The sequence below is a fragment of the Flavobacterium sp. DSR3-2 genome, from assembly GCF_049896525.1.
Classification (GTDB): domain Bacteria; phylum Bacteroidota; class Bacteroidia; order Flavobacteriales; family Flavobacteriaceae; genus Flavobacterium.
In genome coordinates, this window is record NZ_JAFCUM010000014.1 from 52884 (window position 1) to 69454 (window position 16571).

At 35.0% G+C, this 16571-nt stretch carries 18 protein-coding genes; 7 read left to right on the forward strand and 11 right to left on the reverse strand.

Annotated features, from left to right (window positions below):
• Window positions 1-79: 79 nt before the first annotated feature.
• The gene (locus tag ACP7AV_RS14865) at window positions 80-241 is read right to left on the reverse strand and encodes a hypothetical protein (RefSeq protein WP_426092616.1); all 162 of its coding nucleotides are present in this window, start codon (window positions 239-241) and stop codon (window positions 80-82) included.
• A gap of 384 nt (window positions 242-625) precedes the next feature.
• A complete protein-coding gene (locus ACP7AV_RS14870) occupies window positions 626-1261 on the reverse strand; it encodes a phosphoribosyltransferase (RefSeq protein ID WP_426063550.1) in 636 nt (211 codons plus the stop codon).
• A 232-nt stretch (window positions 1262-1493) separates the two neighbouring features.
• On the opposite strand from ACP7AV_RS14870, the gene ACP7AV_RS14875 reads away from it, so the two are divergent.
• The 7 genes from ACP7AV_RS14875 to ACP7AV_RS14905 all read left to right on the forward strand — a co-directional run bounded on the left by ACP7AV_RS14875 (window position 1494) and on the right by ACP7AV_RS14905 (window position 8204).
• Entirely contained in the window at window positions 1494-2444 is a 951-nt protein-coding gene (locus ACP7AV_RS14875; RefSeq protein WP_426092617.1) for an ion channel, read from the forward strand.
• Window positions 2445-2523: 79 nt separating this feature from the next.
• Window positions 2524-3420, forward strand: a complete 897-nt coding sequence (locus ACP7AV_RS14880) for a MerR family transcriptional regulator (RefSeq protein ID WP_426063552.1) — start codon at window positions 2524-2526, stop codon at window positions 3418-3420.
• Between the two features lie 38 nt (window positions 3421-3458).
• On the forward strand, window positions 3459-4934 hold the full coding sequence (locus ACP7AV_RS14885) for a phytoene desaturase family protein (RefSeq protein ID WP_426092618.1): 1476 nt from the start codon (window positions 3459-3461) through the stop codon (window positions 4932-4934).
• A 1-nt stretch (window position 4935) separates the two neighbouring features.
• Window positions 4936-5775, forward strand: a complete 840-nt coding sequence (locus ACP7AV_RS14890; protein WP_426063554.1) for a phytoene/squalene synthase family protein — start codon at window positions 4936-4938, stop codon at window positions 5773-5775.
• 46 nt (window positions 5776-5821) lie between these two features.
• Entirely contained in the window at window positions 5822-6262 is a 441-nt protein-coding gene (locus ACP7AV_RS14895; RefSeq protein WP_426063555.1) for a sterol desaturase family protein, read from the forward strand.
• Between the two features lie 185 nt (window positions 6263-6447).
• Window positions 6448-6909, forward strand: a complete 462-nt coding sequence (locus ACP7AV_RS14900; RefSeq protein ID WP_426063556.1) for an SRPBCC family protein — start codon at window positions 6448-6450, stop codon at window positions 6907-6909.
• Window positions 6909-8204, forward strand: a complete 1296-nt coding sequence (locus tag ACP7AV_RS14905) for a cryptochrome/photolyase family protein (RefSeq protein ID WP_426092619.1) — start codon at window positions 6909-6911, stop codon at window positions 8202-8204. Before ACP7AV_RS14900 ends, ACP7AV_RS14905 begins: the two co-directional genes overlap by 1 nt.
• Window positions 8205-8283: 79 nt before the next feature.
• Here ACP7AV_RS14905 and ACP7AV_RS14910 read toward each other — a convergent pair whose 3' ends face one another.
• From ACP7AV_RS14910 to ACP7AV_RS14950, 9 genes are all read right to left on the reverse strand, one after another.
• Window positions 8284-9702: an SDR family oxidoreductase gene (locus ACP7AV_RS14910; RefSeq protein ID WP_426092620.1), complete on the reverse strand. Its 1419-nt coding sequence runs from the start codon at window positions 9700-9702 to the stop codon at window positions 8284-8286.
• A gap of 130 nt (window positions 9703-9832) precedes the next feature.
• The gene (gene folE, locus ACP7AV_RS14915) at window positions 9833-10444 is read right to left on the reverse strand and encodes a GTP cyclohydrolase I FolE (RefSeq protein ID WP_244281805.1); all 612 of its coding nucleotides are present in this window, start codon (window positions 10442-10444) and stop codon (window positions 9833-9835) included.
• A 156-nt stretch (window positions 10445-10600) separates the two neighbouring features.
• The gene (locus tag ACP7AV_RS14920) at window positions 10601-11284 is read right to left on the reverse strand and encodes an SDR family NAD(P)-dependent oxidoreductase (RefSeq protein ID WP_426092621.1); all 684 of its coding nucleotides are present in this window, start codon (window positions 11282-11284) and stop codon (window positions 10601-10603) included.
• 50 nt (window positions 11285-11334) lie between these two features.
• A complete protein-coding gene (locus ACP7AV_RS14925; protein WP_262987286.1) occupies window positions 11335-11619 on the reverse strand; it encodes a TIGR03643 family protein in 285 nt (94 codons plus the stop codon).
• A gap of 40 nt (window positions 11620-11659) precedes the next feature.
• The gene (locus ACP7AV_RS14930) at window positions 11660-13144 is read right to left on the reverse strand and encodes a deoxyribodipyrimidine photo-lyase/cryptochrome family protein (protein ID WP_426092622.1); all 1485 of its coding nucleotides are present in this window, start codon (window positions 13142-13144) and stop codon (window positions 11660-11662) included.
• Between the two features lie 7 nt (window positions 13145-13151).
• Entirely contained in the window at window positions 13152-14456 is a 1305-nt protein-coding gene (locus tag ACP7AV_RS14935; protein WP_426092623.1) for a DASH family cryptochrome, read from the reverse strand.
• The gene (locus ACP7AV_RS14940) at window positions 14432-14566 is read right to left on the reverse strand and encodes a DUF2256 domain-containing protein (RefSeq protein WP_091206734.1); all 135 of its coding nucleotides are present in this window, start codon (window positions 14564-14566) and stop codon (window positions 14432-14434) included. The genes ACP7AV_RS14935 and ACP7AV_RS14940 overlap by 25 nt, the downstream gene beginning before the upstream one ends.
• Window positions 14566-15873: an ABC1 kinase family protein gene (locus ACP7AV_RS14945; RefSeq protein WP_426063563.1), complete on the reverse strand. Its 1308-nt coding sequence runs from the start codon at window positions 15871-15873 to the stop codon at window positions 14566-14568. Before ACP7AV_RS14945 ends, ACP7AV_RS14940 begins: the two co-directional genes overlap by 1 nt.
• Window positions 15873-16532, reverse strand: coding sequence for a TetR family transcriptional regulator C-terminal domain-containing protein (locus tag ACP7AV_RS14950; protein ID WP_426092624.1), 660 nt, complete (start codon window positions 16530-16532; stop codon window positions 15873-15875). Before ACP7AV_RS14950 ends, ACP7AV_RS14945 begins: the two co-directional genes overlap by 1 nt.
• Between the last annotated feature and the right edge of the window lie 39 nt (window positions 16533-16571).

Genomic DNA, 16571 nt, shown 5'->3' on the forward strand with positions numbered 1-16571 from the left:
TCCTGTACTTAACCGGCTTCTTCAAAAGGATGGTTGGCATTGGAAACTACAGTTAATTGTTTTATTGATTTCAGTTTTTTTAAGCCATTTTGTTCATCATGATTACCGTAGTGTCAAGACTTCCTACAATAAATGTAGTGGGAGCAGTAAAGAGCGGCAATTCGGTTATGACTAAATCCAGACGCCCGCCATCGGAAACCTGAGCTTTAATTTTTTCGTTGGAATGTGTTGTTGTCCGCAATGCAGATGTGGCTTTTGTACGTGCCCCAAAAAAACGATGGTAAGTTTGCTGGATTTGTCTTATTGCAGTATCGATTGTGTCGTTTCAATGAAAGAGTCATTCAGAAAATCAATACGAAAGTGATTTTTGTCCATTTCATTTTCTTCTTCGTTGAGTGAATCAAAAAGGACACTGCCCATGTTTTATTGCTAAATAAGTTCTGCTACCATTCTATTTCGGGGGTTGGGTACGTTGCTGCCTCTTTCGTAAGGGAACAAATCGATTCCGGTCGCAATTTCCGTTCGTATCAAATCTCCTTTTTATGTCACTTTCGTTAAAGGAATATCCAAATCTAATTTTTCCATGATTTCTAATTTTAATTATGTTACAAACTGTAAGATCGCCTTACTCAGTTGTTGTACCTAAGCGTAGCATTTGAATTACTTCTTCATCTTCCACCTGGTTAAACTCTTCATAAAAACTACCAACTCCCCTAAAATATTTAGAAGCAGTCAAATAAATTAACTCATCAGCATTTTTTTCAAATAATGGTACTGTATCATAGGGTATTACTGGAACAGCTACGATTATTTTTGAAGGATTTTTTTTTCGCAACATAGTGATACAGGAGAGCAGCGTATTTCCTGTCGCAATGCCATCATCTACTAAAATCACGTTTTTATTTTCGAGATCAAGCGGTTTTCTGTTGCCCATATAGCGTCCATATTTTTCATCCAATTGTTGTCGGAGTCTAATAATTTCATCGTCGATAAACTTTTTAGGGATGTCTGAATGCTCATCAAGAATCATGGAGTCCATGGAAACAGCCCCAATCGCAAATTCTTTATTAGAAGGATGACCAATTTTTTTTGCGAGTACAATATCCAGAGGAAGATGTAAGGTTTTTGAAATTACGATTCCCACAGGAACGCCACCTCTGGGAACGGCAAGAATTACGCTATTTGTATCTTGGTATTTTTTTAATTTTTCAGAAAGCAATAATCCAGCCTCAATTCTATCTTTTAGTAGCTCGTTATTCATTCTATTTAGTTTTTAATAATTATTATAAATAATAAATATAAAGGTACTGATTTTCAAGTAGTTTTATATTTTATGCCATTTTTTTTGTATTTAATAGTTGAATCTCGAATGGAAATTTTCTCGATTAGTTTGGGTTTTACATGAATTTTAATTTAACTGGAAAAAGCATCTTTTTTTGAACGGGATTTTAACTAAATTTACTAGCAAATAATTATTAAAAAAAAATCTTCCCTTGAATACAATAAATGCCAAATCAAAAGCTGATAAGAATACAGGTTTTGGAACTAACGCCAATAATTATGGCGGACGTTTCGTTAATAAAAATGGGACGGCTAATGTAGAAAAACAGGGAATGCATTTTTTGCATCGCATCAGTTGGTATCACACTATGATTGATATGCAAGGGTGGAAATTTATACTGATCATTCTCTCGTTTTACGTGGCTATCAATTTTGTATTTGCTTCTATTTATTACGGAATTGGAATCGAACATCTGAATGGGATTTCAACTACAGATAATGAATGGGTCAAATTTGGACAGGCTTATTTTTTCAGTGCGCAAACCTTTACCACAGTGGGTTACGGGCATATAAGTCCTAGCGGTTTTTTAGCCAGTGCGCTTTCTGCTGCCGAAGCGCTGATAGGGTTATTGAGTTTTGCCATTGCTACGGGTTTATTTTTTGGCCGATTTAGTAAGCCTACCGCTTTTTTGAAGTTTTCCCATAACGCTGTAATTGCACCATATGGAGAAATTACCGGTTTGATGATTAGAACCACACCATTTAAAAATACAAATTTCACGGATGCTGAAGCCAAAATAACTCTTGGGATGAGCGTGGAGGAAAACGGGAGAAGGACCAATAAATTCTACGCGCTGGAATTAGAATTGGACAAGATAAATGCATTGACTTTAAGTTGGACCTTAGTACATCCAATTACAGAAGACAGTCCGCTTTATAAATTCACGGCAGCTGATTTTAAAACAACCAATGGTGAGATACTCGTCTTTATAAAAACCTTTGACGATATGTTTAGTAATACTGTTGCCGCTCGCACCTCGTATACTTTTGACGAGGTTATTTACGGTGCCCAATTTGAACCGATGTACACCAGAAGTGCCGACAATTCAAGAACAATTCTTAATTTGGATAAGTTAAATGTTTACAACAACGTTGATTTATAGTATTACGCATAGTTTTTATTTATTTTGAGCAGAATGTTAAATTAATATTTTACATTTGTTTAATAAATTTAGACAAAAGATGAACAATATAAAAAGTGTGTTTAGTATAAAAGATCTTGAAAACCTTTCAGGGATCAAAGCGCATACGATACGAATTTGGGAGAAAAGGTATGATATCCTTCAGCCGATGCGTACTGATACAAATATCCGATTATATGATTTGGTGAGTTTGCAAAAACTATTAAACATCACATTATTACATGATTATGGTTATAAAATTTCAAAAATAGCGACTTATCCACAAGAAAAAATACCGTCTTTAGTACGCGAAATAATATCGAGTAAAACAGCCAAAAGCCACGCTATTAGTGAGTTCAAAATGGCAATGATGAACTTTGACCAAGAGCTATTTTTTAATACCTATAATTGGTTGATTGCGGAAAAATCATTCAAAGAAATTTTTCATCAAGTTTTCATTCCTTTAATGAATGAACTTGGATTGTTGTGGCAGTCTGATACTATAACGCCTGCTCACGAACATTTTATCAGCTATTTAATTAAACAAAAACTTTTAATTAATACTGAAAAGCTTCAGATTTTAAAACAAACCAAACTCGATAAAGTTTTCGTTTTGTCACTTCCTATGAATGAAATCCACGAATTAGGATTAATGTATCTTAATTATGAAATTCTGTTGAATGGCTACAAGACGATATATTTAGGGGAAAGTATGCCGATTGAAAATCTGAAAGATTTGAAAAAGCATTTTAATTCCATTGTTTTTGTATCGTACCTTACGGTGCAACCCGAAAAAGATATTATCGACAGTTACATTCAAAAAATGTCTGATGAGTTGTTGGATGATACCACTGAATTATGGTATATTGGACGAATGGTTGAGTTCATTAAAAAAGAAGAAGTTTCGGAGCGAATTACAATTTTTAATTCAATTACGGAATTAGTCGACTGGATTTAACTGTTCTTGTTTAAACAATTCGTATATTTGCTAAACAAATGAAGAAAATAAAAAAGATTACGATTATAGGTTCTGGGTTCTCTGCATTAGCAGCTTCGGCGTATTTAGCACAGAGCGGCCACGATGTCACAATATATGAAAAAAATGATGCTGTAGGCGGACGAGCACGTCAACTAAAGAGAGAAGGATTTACTTTTGACATGGGGCCAAGTTGGTATTGGATGCCAGACGTTTTCGAACGTTTCTTTGCTGATTTTGGAAAAAAAACCACGGATTATTATGAACTCATAAAATTGTCTCCTGCCTACCGAGTGTATTACGGAATTGATGATTTCATAACAATAGCAGACAATTTAGCGGATATTACACTTGCTTTTGAGGCTATCGAAAAAGGCAGCGGCAAATTGCTGAATGACTTTATGGCTGAGGCCAAAAGCAATTATGATATCGCGATCAAAGATTTAGTGTACCGTCCGGGCGTTTCAGCACTCGAATTAATAACTGTGGAAACAGCCATGAAAGTGGGACAATTTCTAAGCACTGTTAGTAAAGATGTTCGTAAAAAATTTAAGAATGAAAGGCTGATTCAGATTCTGGAATTTCCCGTATTGTTTCTGGGAGCCAAACCTTCGGATACGCCGTCGTTTTACAGTTTTATGAATTACGCCGACTTCGGTTTGGGAACTTGGCACCCCAAAACAGGAATGTTTGATGTCGTGAGAGGAATGGAAAATTTAGCGTTAGAATTGGGAGTGAAATTTCAAACCAATTCCAACATCGAAAAAATTATAGTCGAAAATAAAACAGCAGTAGCCATTCAAGTCAATGGTGAAATCATTGCTTCAGATTTGATTTTGAGCGGTGCAGATTACCATCACACCGAAACCTTGTTGAATCAGGAACACAGGGCGTATTCTGAGAAATATTGGGACAGCAGGGTTTTCGCACCTTCATCGTTATTGTTTTATGTAGGTTTCAACAAAAAAATTGAAAACATTTCGCATCATGCATTGTTTTTTGATGTTGATTTTTACCAGCACGCCAAAGATATTTATGATGAACCGCAGTGGCCAAAAGAACCGTTGTTTTATGCAAATTTCCCTTCGGTGACCGATAAAACTGCCGCTCCGGAAGGAATGGAATCTGGCTTTTTTCTAGTACCTTTAGCTCCGGGAATCAATGATACTGAGTCGTTAAGAGAAGAATATTTTGAAAAAATAATGGATCGTTTTGAAACCTTAACACAACAAAGTGTAAAAAATAATATTATTTTTAAACAATCATTCTGTAAAAATGATTTTGTGTCAGAATACAATTCGTACAAAGGAAATGCTTACGGAATGGCGAACACTTTGATGCAAACCGCATTTTTGAGACCAAAGTTAAAGAGCAAAAAAGTTAAGAATTTATATTTTACCGGTCAATTGACCGTTCCGGGACCAGGCGTTCCACCAGCACTAATTTCTGGAAAATTAGTATCGGAATTAATTAATAAGCAATTTTCAGAACAATAGTATGAAGGAATTATTTGATGATGTATCTTTTAAATGTAGCAAGTTAGTTACTAAAAATTACAGTACCTCTTTTTCTTTGGCGGTATATATGCTGTCGCCAAGTATAAGGGATGCCATTTATAGCATTTATGGTTTTGTTCGTTTTGCGGATGAAATCGTGGATACCTTCCATGGTTATGATAAAGAAAGTTTAATCACTGAGTTTGAGGATGAGTATTACAAAGCCTTTGAAAGAGGAATAAGTCTAAATCCGATCTTAAACTCTTTCCAGCACACGGTTAAACAATATAATATAACGGACGACCTTATTCAGGCTTTTCTAAAAAGTATGAAATTAGATTTGATAAAATCAGATTATCACAGTAAATTAGAGTATGACGCCTACATTTACGGTTCTGCGGATGTCGTTGGTTTAATGTGTCTAAAGGTTTTTGTGGCCGGGGATAATAAACGATATGAGCAACTGAAAGGTGAAGCGATGCGGTTAGGTTCTGCGTTTCAGAAAGTAAATTTCCTGCGAGATTTAAAGGATGATAATTTGGTTTTGAACCGCAATTATTTTCCCGGAGTTGACTTGAATTCTTTTGATGAAAATGCGAAAACGGCTATCATCAATGAAATCGAAGAAGATTTCAGAGTGGCTTACGAAGGAATTATAAAACTCCCTATTGAAGCTAAGTTTGGCGTGTATACAGCGTTTGTGTATTACAAAAAACTATTAAAAAAGTTAGAAAACACGCCTTGTCACGAAATAGGAAGTGCAAGAATCCGAGTTTCTAACTACACCAAAGCCGGTTTGCTGGCAAAATCTTTTGTGTCTTATAAATTAAAGTTAGTTTAAATGACAACTTATTTTAAAAAATTGTTACACTTAAATACATAACAAAATGATATTTTTCTTGATTTTTCTAGGTACTTTTTTAATAATGGAATGCGTAACCTGGTGCACCCATAAATATGTAATGCACGGATCAATGTGGTACTTCCATGCGGATCATCATGAACCTAAATACGCGAATGTTTTTGAACGGAATGATATCTTTTTTGTAATTTTTGCTGTTCCAAGTATCGTTCTGTTTTATTATGGTGTCGAAGGAGGTTTGAACTATAAATTCTTCATTGGACTGGGAATTATGTTTTACGGTCTGTGTTATTTCATGATCCATGATGTCTTAATCCATCAACGGTTTAAATGGTTCAAACACACCAACAACAAGTATTTAATCGGTTTGCGAAAAGCCCATAAAATACATCACAAACATTTGGGCAAAGAGTACGGAGAATGTTTCGGAATGCTTTTCGTACCATTCAAATACTACAAAATTTAAAGAGTAATTGGGGCGTGACCTCACTTTCACTAGCGTTACAGTTGGGTCGGGCTATCCTTTCCCGCTTTTTTATAACCACCCTGTCAGGTTTTGAACCCTGACAGGGTAGTCATAAAAAGAGCTCCACTTTTATCCCTCACGCGAACTCAGTGTTCCATGAAGGTATTTATCTTTAAAACACAACCATGAAAATATACAAACAAGAAACCGTTCAACACGTTAATGCAACTGTCGAAGAATGCTGGGCTTTTTTTTCGAATCCAAAAAATCTTCAGAAGATCACACCAGAAGGAATGGGTTTTCAAATCACGGATTACGATCATAAATCCATGTATCCAGGGCAAATTATTCAATATAAAGTAACACCACTTTTTGGAGTCACTTTGTCTTGGATGACTTTAATTACTCAAGTAAAGGAAAATAGTTATTTCATAGACGAACAACGTTTTGGTCCATACAGTTTTTGGCATCATAAGCATTTCTTTGAAGCAACACCAAACGGAACCAAAATGACGGATGTGGTGCATTACGGATTGCCGCTTGGTTTTCTGGGTCGAATCATGAATACGTTGGTCGTAAAAAATAAATTGAAATCCATTTTTGCGTATCGCGTTACTGCAGTGGACAAAATGTTTAATTCAAAGTAATGAGCAAACAACAAGTTTCTATTTTTTGGTTTAGGCGCGATTTGCGTCTGGAAGATAACTTTGGTTTATTTCAAGCCTTACAGTCTAAATATTTGGTCGTACCATTATTTATTTTTGATGATTCTATTTTAGACAGTCTACCAAAAAATGATGCCCGAGTAGGATTCATTCACGAATCACTTAGTAAAATAAATGCTCAATTACAGGAAATTGGAAGTTCACTTTTAATCAGAAAAGGAAAAACCTTGGATGTTTGGCAGTCTCTTTTACAAGAATTTGATGTCAAAGAAGTTTTCTTTAACAAAGATTACGAACCTTACGCAATACAACGTGACACGGCAATTCGAGAATTCTTAGAAACAAATGAAATCATTACTTATTCTTATAAAGACCAAGTTATATTTGAAGAAAAAGAAATCACAAAAGCAGATGGACTACCATACACGGTTTATACTCCATTTAAAAACAAATGGTTAGAAAAATACAAATCAATGACTCCGGTTCAGGAATATAACACCGAAGCACATTTTTCTAATTTCCACAAAAACAGTTTTGCTTTTCCTACTTTGGAACAAATAGGTTTCGAAGAGAGTTCCTCAAAAGTAAAGCCTCATAACCTAAAATTTATCTCAAATTATCAAGAAATAAGAGATTTTCCGGCTTTAGACAAAACCTCTTATTTGTCCCCGCATTTGCGTTTTGGAACTGTAAGCGTACGGAAATTAGTCAATTGGGCATTTCATAAAAACGATGTGTTTTTGAGTGAGTTGATTTGGAGAGAATTCTTCATGCAAATATTATTTAGTTTTCCAAAAGTAGTTACGCAAAACTTTAAAGCGGCTTATGATGGAATTCAATGGCGCAATGACGAAGCTGACTTTAAACGTTGGTGTACTGGAACAACAGGGTATCCAATGGTTGATGCCGGAATGCGTCAGCTCAATGAAACCGGTTACATGCACAACAGAGTCCGCATGGTAGTAGCGAGTTTCTTGTGCAAACATTTAATGATTCAGTGGCAATGGGGAGAAGCCTATTTTGCGGAGAAATTATTGGATTACGATATGTCTGCCAACGTTGGCAACTGGCAATGGGCAGCCGGAACCGGTTGTGATGCCGCACCTTACTTTCGTGTTTTTAATCCGGAGATACAACAAAAAAAATTCGATGAAAAAGGAATCTACATCCGCAAATGGATCAAAGAATTCGATTTAGGTTATGGAAAACCAATGGTAGAGCACGCAATGGCGAGAGACAGAGCAATTGCAACCTACAAAGCGGGAATTTTAAAGTAAAAGGATTTAACATATAAGTCATTTAATTTTTAAAACATTATCTAAAAACGTAAATGACTTATATGTTTAAAAAAGAAAATTATTTAATTAATTTCTGCAGCATTCCGTTAAAGATAAATCCGTGAAAAGGCAAAACAGAATACCAGTATAACTTCCCCCAAATACCTTCAGGTCTGAAAGTTGCGGATTGATATAAAGTATTTCCGATAATCTTGAATTCTAGCCAAGCTTCACCCGGAAGTTTCATTTCGGCAAACAAAATTAATTTTCCTTCTTCTTTGTTGGCATACAAAACGCGCCAAAAATCCAAAGCATCTCCGGAATGAATATCATGTCGGTTCGTTCTTCCTCTTCGGGAACCCACGCCACCGTATAATTTGTCAATAAATCCCCGTAAATCCCACAACCAATCGCCATAATACCAACCCGTATCACCACCGATAGACCAAATCCTTCTGATGGTAAAATCCCGGTCGATGATTTCCATTTTGCGTCGGTCGATAAAGCAATTCTTTTTTGGAACTTTCAAATATTCCGACATGTTACTGTTAAAACGTCCGCTTATTAAGGAATCTTTCCAGCTTGAAGCTACTTTGTCTTCGTCTACTTTTATCAAAGCACGAGATAATGCTTGTTTGTACGACATTGGCGTTACATGCAATAAATCATTTATTCGGTTATCACTACAAACGACTTCCACTTTCATGCTGCTGACCAGAGCCGACGCGAGCCTATAGGATGTTGAGGTGACAAAATACAACCAATACGAGGATAATTTTGGCGTCATTACAGGAATTGTAAATATCCACCGCTTTAATTTTTTGGCTTCAGCAAAACCCAAAAGCATTTCTTTGTATGTTAAAATATCCGGTCCGCCAATATCAAAACTCTGATTGTATGTTACAGGATTTAATAATGATTTGGATAAAAATTCAAGAACATCAGGAATTGCAATGGGTTGGCATTTAGTATTGAGCCATTTTGGCGTAATCATAATGGGAAGTTTATTCACTAAATCCCGAATAATTTCGAACGATGCGCTCCCAGAACCAACGATAATTCCAGCTCGTAAAGTGGTTGTGGCGAAAGTTCCTGTATTTAAAATTTCTTCCACTTTTTTTCTGGAAGATAAATGTTTCGAAAGTGATTTGTCATTGACAATGCCGCTCAAATAAATAACTTGTTTGGCTGTGGTTTCATTCAGGCGTTGGACAAAATTCAATGCTGATTCACTTTCTAATTCATCAAAATTGGATGCGGATCCCGACATAGAATGAATCAGATAATAAGCTGCGTCAATAGCTGCAGGAATAGCGGTCAATGTTTCTTGCTTCAGAAAGTCAACTTCAATTACCGTAACATTTTTTTGAAATTCAACAGGACAATAAAACCTGTTTTTATCTCTCACACAACAAATTACATCGTGTCCTTGCGCTATCAGCAGAGGTAAAAGTCGCTTCCCGATATAACCTGTTGCGCCTGTTAAGAGAATTTTCATAGTTTGTATTTTTTGCTACGTATTAAACGAATTAACTCCAATTTTAAACTAATCAGAAAATCAGTTATAATTTGTTTAATCTGTGAGCTATTTTTAGTTAATGAGAAACCTAACATGTTAATAATTACATTTAACTCAATTTGTTAGAAAGTAAGCTAATGAATTCTTTTCTTGTTTTGTCTTTCTCGAAAGCTCCTGTAAAAGATGATGTTGTTGTAACTGAGTTCTGTTTCTGAATACCGCGCATTTGCATGCACATGTGTTGCGCTTCAATCACTACTGCTACTCCAAGTGGGTTTAAAGCATCCTGAATACAATTTTTAATTTGATCCGTCAATCGTTCCTGCACTTGCATTCTTCTGGCAAAAGCATCCACGACTCTCGGAATTTTACTCAATCCCACAATTTTCCCGTTTGGAATATACGCTACGTGTGCTTTTCCAAAAAATGGTAACATGTGGTGTTCACACATGGAGTACACTTCGATATCTTTTACCACAATCATTTGTTTATGATCTTCGGTAAACATAGCCGATTTTAATATCTCTAATGGATCTAATCCGTAACCATGAGTTAAATATTGCATGGCTTTAGCTACACGTTCGGGTGTTTTTTCAAGGCCTTCGCGAGTAACATCTTCTCCTAAATTTTCAATAATTACTTTATAGTTATCTGCTAATGCCTGCGTTATTTCAGTATCATATTGTTCGATTTTTTCGTAACTTTTCATTTCTTTTATCATGGTATGCTGTATTTCAATTTTAAGTTTGGCTAATTATTTTATTGGATGTTTTCAAAACATTTTTTTATAACCAGTAAGGAATTACTAAAAATGAAGTACTCTTCCTTTATTCCTTTATGATAAAAAAAACGCTATTTGATAACTTTTAATTTATATCTAAATTTTAAAGGTCACGATTCCATAATCCATTTCGAAAACCTGACCTGAAATAGATCTGGCATTTTCCGAAATTAGGAAGTTGGCCATGTTCGCTACTTCTTCCGGTTTTAGATAGCCTTTCATCGGGTGGCGTTCTACCATATTTTCCTTCATTCGATCATTTCTCAAAATACCTGCTGCAAGCGTTGTTTCGGTAATCGTGGGAGCAATGGCATTGATGCGTACTACCGATGCCAGTTCTGCTCCCAGCGATTTTACTAATCCTTCCACTCCCGCTTTTGCAGTAGCGATACTGGCATGAAACGGCATTCCTAATTTTGCAGCCACCGTACTGAACAAAACAATCGAAGGATTAGTCCCTTTCCTCAAAACAGGTAAATATTTCTGAATGGTTTTTACAGCACCAATGACATTAATTTCAAAATCGTTTCTAAAATCATCTATGCTCAGGCTTCCAATAGGTTTTAAATTGATAGAACCCGGACAATAAATTAAGGTATCTATAGCTTCTATTTCAGGAAGTGTATCTTTTAAAACATCCAGGGAAAAATGTTTCAGATTGGGATGTGTTATAGCAGGTGCGTTTCTGCTGATGTTGTAAACCAAGTTTGTCTCTAATTGTTGCAACAAAATAGCGCTACCAATTCCTTTACTACCGCCAATGATTACTATATTTTTCATTTTTTTTATGTTATTATTTTAACAGATTACTGATCATTGAATACTAATTTCTATCGCTTGGAAATCTTGTTATTGTTAATTTGTCGCTGCATCGTACATTTAAACCGACCTTCTCGAAAATCTCTTAATTTTTCATGTTTTGTTTTGCGACCTTGTACTCTTTCACGCCACATTCTAAAACTGGATGCTTTCATTTCGGTACGCATCAGGTCAATTACTTCTTGTTCTTTTAATCCAAATTGCAGTAATATGGCGTCAAAAGTGGTTCGGTCTTCCCAAGCCATTTCTATGATTCGGTCTTTGTCTAAATCAGTAAGTTCTTTTTTTATAGTCACGGTATTTTGTTTATTTGATATTGCTATTGATTTTTTAATATTATTCGCTGTCCCCTATATCAGCCATGGTATGTAACTTTAGGATGCGGAAACTTTCCTCTTTTACCAATGGATTTTTTTTCATTTTCCATAAAAAATCACTTGCAAATTTTCTCGTTCGTTCCATATTTACAATTGGTTTCGGATAATTGATACCCACTTCAAAGTCATTAAACCTTTGGTCTAAATAGGTCATTTTATAAGGTTCATGTACAAATGCACGTGGTAAATTGCGTAATTCGGGCACCCATTTTTTTATAAATTCACCATCAGGATCGTGTTCGTAACTATTCTTTATTGGGTTATAGATACGTAACATATTGATTCCGGTTTCACCAGCCTGCATTTGCAACTGCGGAAAATGTATTCCAGGCTCAAAATCCAAAAACATTTGTGATAAATGTTGTGTGGCTTCTTGCCAAGGCTGCCATAAATTATGCGTGAAAAAAGAGACTAACATGGCACGCATTCTAAAGTTTAAATAGCCCGTTTCATTCAAACAGCGCATGCAAGCATCAATTAATGGAAATCCTGTTTGTCCCGTTTTCCAAGCTTCAATATAATTTTCATCAACTTTCTTTTTTAACGAATGAAAACCTTTATTGACACTTTCAAACTCCATGACCTCTTCCATTTCAAATTTTTGGATGAAATGTGCCTGCCAAGTCAGTCTTGAAACAAATGAATCGATTTGTTTTTTATGGTTAGACGTCAGTCTGAAGGTTGCCGCTTCTTGCAAAACTTGTCTGGAAGATAAATTTCCCCACGCAATGTACGGTGATAATCTGCTACAACTTTTTCGAGCCAATAAAGGTTTCGAAATATGAGAATTGTAATTGTGATAGCGTTCCTCAAAGAAGTTTTGTAAATATTTACCTGCCATGGTGCTACCTCCCTTTTGGAAAATAGTATCTGGAACAGTTTCTAAATTTGTTTTTTCTAAAACTTTTTCCAGTTCACTAATCGCTTCTGTATCAAGGAAATTTTCTGCTTTGGAATCAAAAATAAATTGCGGTTCATTCATGTATTTTTCCCATTTTGAAACCCAGTTTGTCCTGTTTCTTAACGCCCTGAATATACCGTTATTGGTGTTTTCAACCCAATTGATTTGATTGTTTTTACAAAAACGTTTAAAGGTTTTGTCCCTTTCGTACGTAATTTTCAAACCGGTTTCCTGATGTGAATACACCGTTTCAATTTTGTATGTTTCTTCGAGTATATTAAAAACCTGAAGCACCTCCGAAGACACTGCTAATACTTGCGTGTTTGATTGTTCCAATTGTTTGTTGATGTCAACAAGTGATTGCTTGATGAAATTCCAATGTCTTGTACTGTAATGTGAATCGTTTTCTAAAGATTTTTCGAATACGTAAAGCAACAAAGTGGGTATATCTGTTCTTGTTGCATTAAAGATTGCTTCGTTATCCTCTAAACGAAGGTCTCTCTTAAACCAAACCACATTGATATGTTTCTTGTTTGTATTCATTTACTTTTTAAAATAATTGTTGTTGTAGCCATAATTTTTGGAATTTTGATTGTCCATCGTAATTCTCGGCTTGTAATTTAATATTAAATTTTCGATCTCTCGGGTCGTTGCCAACTCCTGAAACGTACATCCAGTTTCCGTAATTGCTGTGAACATCGTAATCAATGAGCATTGCTTCAAAATACGCAGCTCCGATACGCCAATCTAACAACAGATTCTTTGCAAAATAGGAACCTACATTTTGTCTGCCGCGATTGCTCATCCAGCCTGTTTCCCGCAGTTCAATCATATTGGCATTAACAAACGGCTCATGTGTGGTACCGTTGATCCAATTGTTTATGGCAGATGTATTATTTTTCCAATCGTAATTTTTATCTAAAATTCCTCCAATTTTAAAAATAGAATTGCCATTTTTCAACGAAATGTATTTAAAATAATCCCTCCAAATCAGTTCGAATATCAGCCAGTAAGTCGAATCATTTTTCCCAATTTGTTGTTCATATTTTATAATTTCCCAATAAATAGTTTTCGCCGAAATGGAACCGTTTGCCAACCAAGGAGAAAACTTCGAACTAAAATCAGTTCCAATTAATCCGTTGCGGGTCAATTTATAAACGCTTAATTTTTTGGTTTCCCAAAAATAATTCTGCAAGCGTTTTTGCGCTTCGTCTTCACCGCCAGCAAAAGGAAATGCGGTTCTGGAATCTGTTTCAAAATCAGTAAATCCCAGTATTTCCATTGTAGGAATTGCTGTTGTGTTTGTAATCCAATTTTCTTTAGACAGCGTTTGCACTTTAAATTCAGGTCGGATTTTCGTCGATTTCTCACATTGGTTCCTGAATTGTGTAAAAACATTTGGAATCTTTTGAATATCGAACGGAATCGCATCTGGATGAAACAAGAATTGATTGTAAGTGCTCTTGAAAGATACTGAATCTGGCACTTTAGCTTTAATATTCTCTAAAACTTCCATTTCTTCACTCGTCCATTCCTCTTGAAAATAAACAGCACTAATTTCATTTAGAGCACTAATTTCCTTAATTGCATCTTCCGGTTTTTGGTGATAAACCAAAAGCGGAATATTCAATTTTTCCAGATTTTGTTTCAATTCCTTTACAGATTCAATCAGGAATTTTGCGCGAAACTTTTCTGTTTTTATGAATCCAAAACCTGTCTTTTCAAAATGCCTTGGATCGAAACAATACACTGCAAGCACAGTATTATTTTCACTAATAGCATTCGTCAACGATTCGTTATCGTGAACTCTTAAATCATTTCTAAACCAAACTAACCCTTTTTGTTTCTTTTGCATTTTTCGCTACAATATTTTACTTCGTCCCAAACTTTTTCCCATTTTTTCCGCCAAGTAAATGGTCGGTTACATACCAAACACATTTTTGACGGAAGATGCTCCTTTTTCACTATTTATATTTTTCAAATTCATTGACAACGATTTTCGCTTTTAAATCAAACATCAAATTATACAACCCAAAAAACGTTCGGTTCATGTAAATAAAATGTTTAGAACCTCGATTGCCGTTCATTTTTCGTAGATTGGTATCTTTTGAAAAACGTTCACCTAAAGCCGCTATGCTTTCAAAAAAAGTCTCATCCGAAAAATCGAATGTTTCTTCTTGAAAAGGTTTTGTAAACAGTGATAACAAATCATAAAATAATTCCGTGAAATAAGCTACTTCTTCTTTCGAATCATCCACACGTAAAATTTCCAATTCAAACAACTTTGCATTGAACAGTTTAGGACTATTTATTACTTTTTTGTCAATCAATTCAAAATAAGGAGTGTAAAAGTCATTTGGAATTTGTTTCATGCAACCAAAATCCAGTGCCACTAATTGATTTTCTTCATTCACCAAGAAATTTCCCGGATGCGGATCAGCGTGTACCTTTTTCAAAACATGAATTTGGTACATGTAAAAATCCCATAATGCTTGACCAATTCTATTGGCTACTTCCTGATCGGTATTTATTTTTGTAAATTCTGAAAGGTGCTTGCCGCTCATCCAGTCCATTGTGATAATTTTCTCTGAGGAGAATTCAGGATAGTAATTTGGAAACACTAAATTTTGAATTTTTTTACAGGCAGCAACTACTTCTTGGCTTTGTTTTAATTCCAATAAATAATTGGTTTCCTCAATCAATTTGTCCTCGACTTCCTTAAAATATTTATCAGAATCTTTCCCCTGAAGGTTAAACATTCTCACTGCGATGGGTTTTACCATCGCTAAATCAGAGGAAATACTGTTGGCAACTCCGGGATATTGAATTTTTACCGCGAGTTTTTTACCATCTTTTACTGCGACATGAACTTGCCCAATGCTTGCAGCATTCTTAGAATTGGCGTTGAATTCATCAAAGATTTCATAAGGAGTTTTACCAAAATTTGTCTTGAATGTTTTCAGTACCAATGGCGCCGATAGTGGTGGAACTGAAAATTGCGAAAGTGAAAATTTCTCCACGTAAGCCTGAGGCAAAAAACTTTTGTCCATGCTCAACATTTGTGCAACTTTCAGCGCGCTTCCTTTTAAACTTTTCAATCCATCATAAATATCTTCGGCATTGTCTTCATTTAATTTATCACGGGTCAAATCAGAATTAACCATTTTTTCTCCGTAGTATTTGAGGTAGTTTACACCAACTTTTGCACCGGTTTGCACCAGTTTTGTCGCTCTTTCAATTTTTGATGTAGGGATGTAGTCTATTGTTTTCATTACTTGTTGTGAATTTTTTCTTTGAAAATAAATTTTCCAAAATCGATTAAGCTGTCAATAGGGGCAATGTTCATTAATTCAAAAGTCACTTTCACCGATTTTTCAATATAAATGTCTGTTTTTTCGAACGAAGGTGAAGAATCATCCAGCCAAAATTTCAATGTCAATAAAAGTTGAATCCATGATGTTTCCTGAAATGTTTTCTCTTGGAAATTTTGGAGCTTTTCTTGTTGCGTTCTAAAGTCATCAGAAATGATTTCAGTCAGAAAGTTTTTGAAGCTGCTTCTGAGTCCAGATAATTGCATTAGTTTTTTCAACTGATTGTTGTGCTCTTTAAGAACGAATATGACATAGCTTCTATTAGCAGTCAATATTTCGAAAAAGGTAAAGTAAAAACTAAGCATTTTGCTTTTCATGTCATACATCTCGTATTCTTTATTCTTATGAAGTAACTCGACTGTTTTTTCAGTAAACATTTTGAAAATTTCTTTCTCAATACTTTCTATAGTTCCAAAAAATGCATAGAATTCCGCTTCGGTAAAATTATTCACTTTTGTAAAATGATAGACTGACTTGGGTTTTTCGCTATGATCAAGTACATAATTCATGTACATTGAAACTATTTTGTCTTTTGTTATTGTCGTTTTTTTAATAGCCATTTTTAGTGTTTTTCAAATTAAAGTATAAAGGTACAAAAT

What these genes read in the sequence shown, in the direction of transcription:
- ACP7AV_RS14870 (WP_426063550.1), bottom strand. Translation starts at nt 1,261, where the DNA reads ATGAATAACGAGCTACTAAAAGATAGAATTGAGGCTGGATTATTGCTT.
- ACP7AV_RS14880 (WP_426063552.1), top strand. Translation starts at nt 2,524, where the DNA reads ATGAACAATATAAAAAGTGTGTTTAGTATAAAAGATCTTGAAAACCTT.
- ACP7AV_RS14885 (WP_426092618.1), top strand. Translation starts at nt 3,459, where the DNA reads ATGAAGAAAATAAAAAAGATTACGATTATAGGTTCTGGGTTCTCTGCA.
- ACP7AV_RS14890 (WP_426063554.1), top strand. Translation starts at nt 4,936, where the DNA reads ATGAAGGAATTATTTGATGATGTATCTTTTAAATGTAGCAAGTTAGTT.
- ACP7AV_RS14895 (WP_426063555.1), top strand. Translation starts at nt 5,822, where the DNA reads ATGATATTTTTCTTGATTTTTCTAGGTACTTTTTTAATAATGGAATGC.
- ACP7AV_RS14900 (WP_426063556.1), top strand. Translation starts at nt 6,448, where the DNA reads ATGAAAATATACAAACAAGAAACCGTTCAACACGTTAATGCAACTGTC.
- ACP7AV_RS14905 (WP_426092619.1), top strand. Translation starts at nt 6,909, where the DNA reads ATGAGCAAACAACAAGTTTCTATTTTTTGGTTTAGGCGCGATTTGCGT.
- ACP7AV_RS14910 (WP_426092620.1), bottom strand. Translation starts at nt 9,702, where the DNA reads ATGAAAATTCTCTTAACAGGCGCAACAGGTTATATCGGGAAGCGACTT.
- folE (WP_244281805.1), bottom strand. Translation starts at nt 10,444, where the DNA reads ATGATAAAAGAAATGAAAAGTTACGAAAAAATCGAACAATATGATACT.
- ACP7AV_RS14920 (WP_426092621.1), bottom strand. Translation starts at nt 11,284, where the DNA reads ATGAAAAATATAGTAATCATTGGCGGTAGTAAAGGAATTGGTAGCGCT.
- ACP7AV_RS14930 (WP_426092622.1), bottom strand. Translation starts at nt 13,144, where the DNA reads ATGAATACAAACAAGAAACATATCAATGTGGTTTGGTTTAAGAGAGAC.
- ACP7AV_RS14935 (WP_426092623.1), bottom strand. Translation starts at nt 14,456, where the DNA reads ATGCAAAAGAAACAAAAAGGGTTAGTTTGGTTTAGAAATGATTTAAGA.
- ACP7AV_RS14945 (WP_426063563.1), bottom strand. Translation starts at nt 15,873, where the DNA reads ATGAAAACAATAGACTACATCCCTACATCAAAAATTGAAAGAGCGACA.
- ACP7AV_RS14950 (WP_426092624.1), bottom strand. Translation starts at nt 16,532, where the DNA reads ATGGCTATTAAAAAAACGACAATAACAAAAGACAAAATAGTTTCAATG.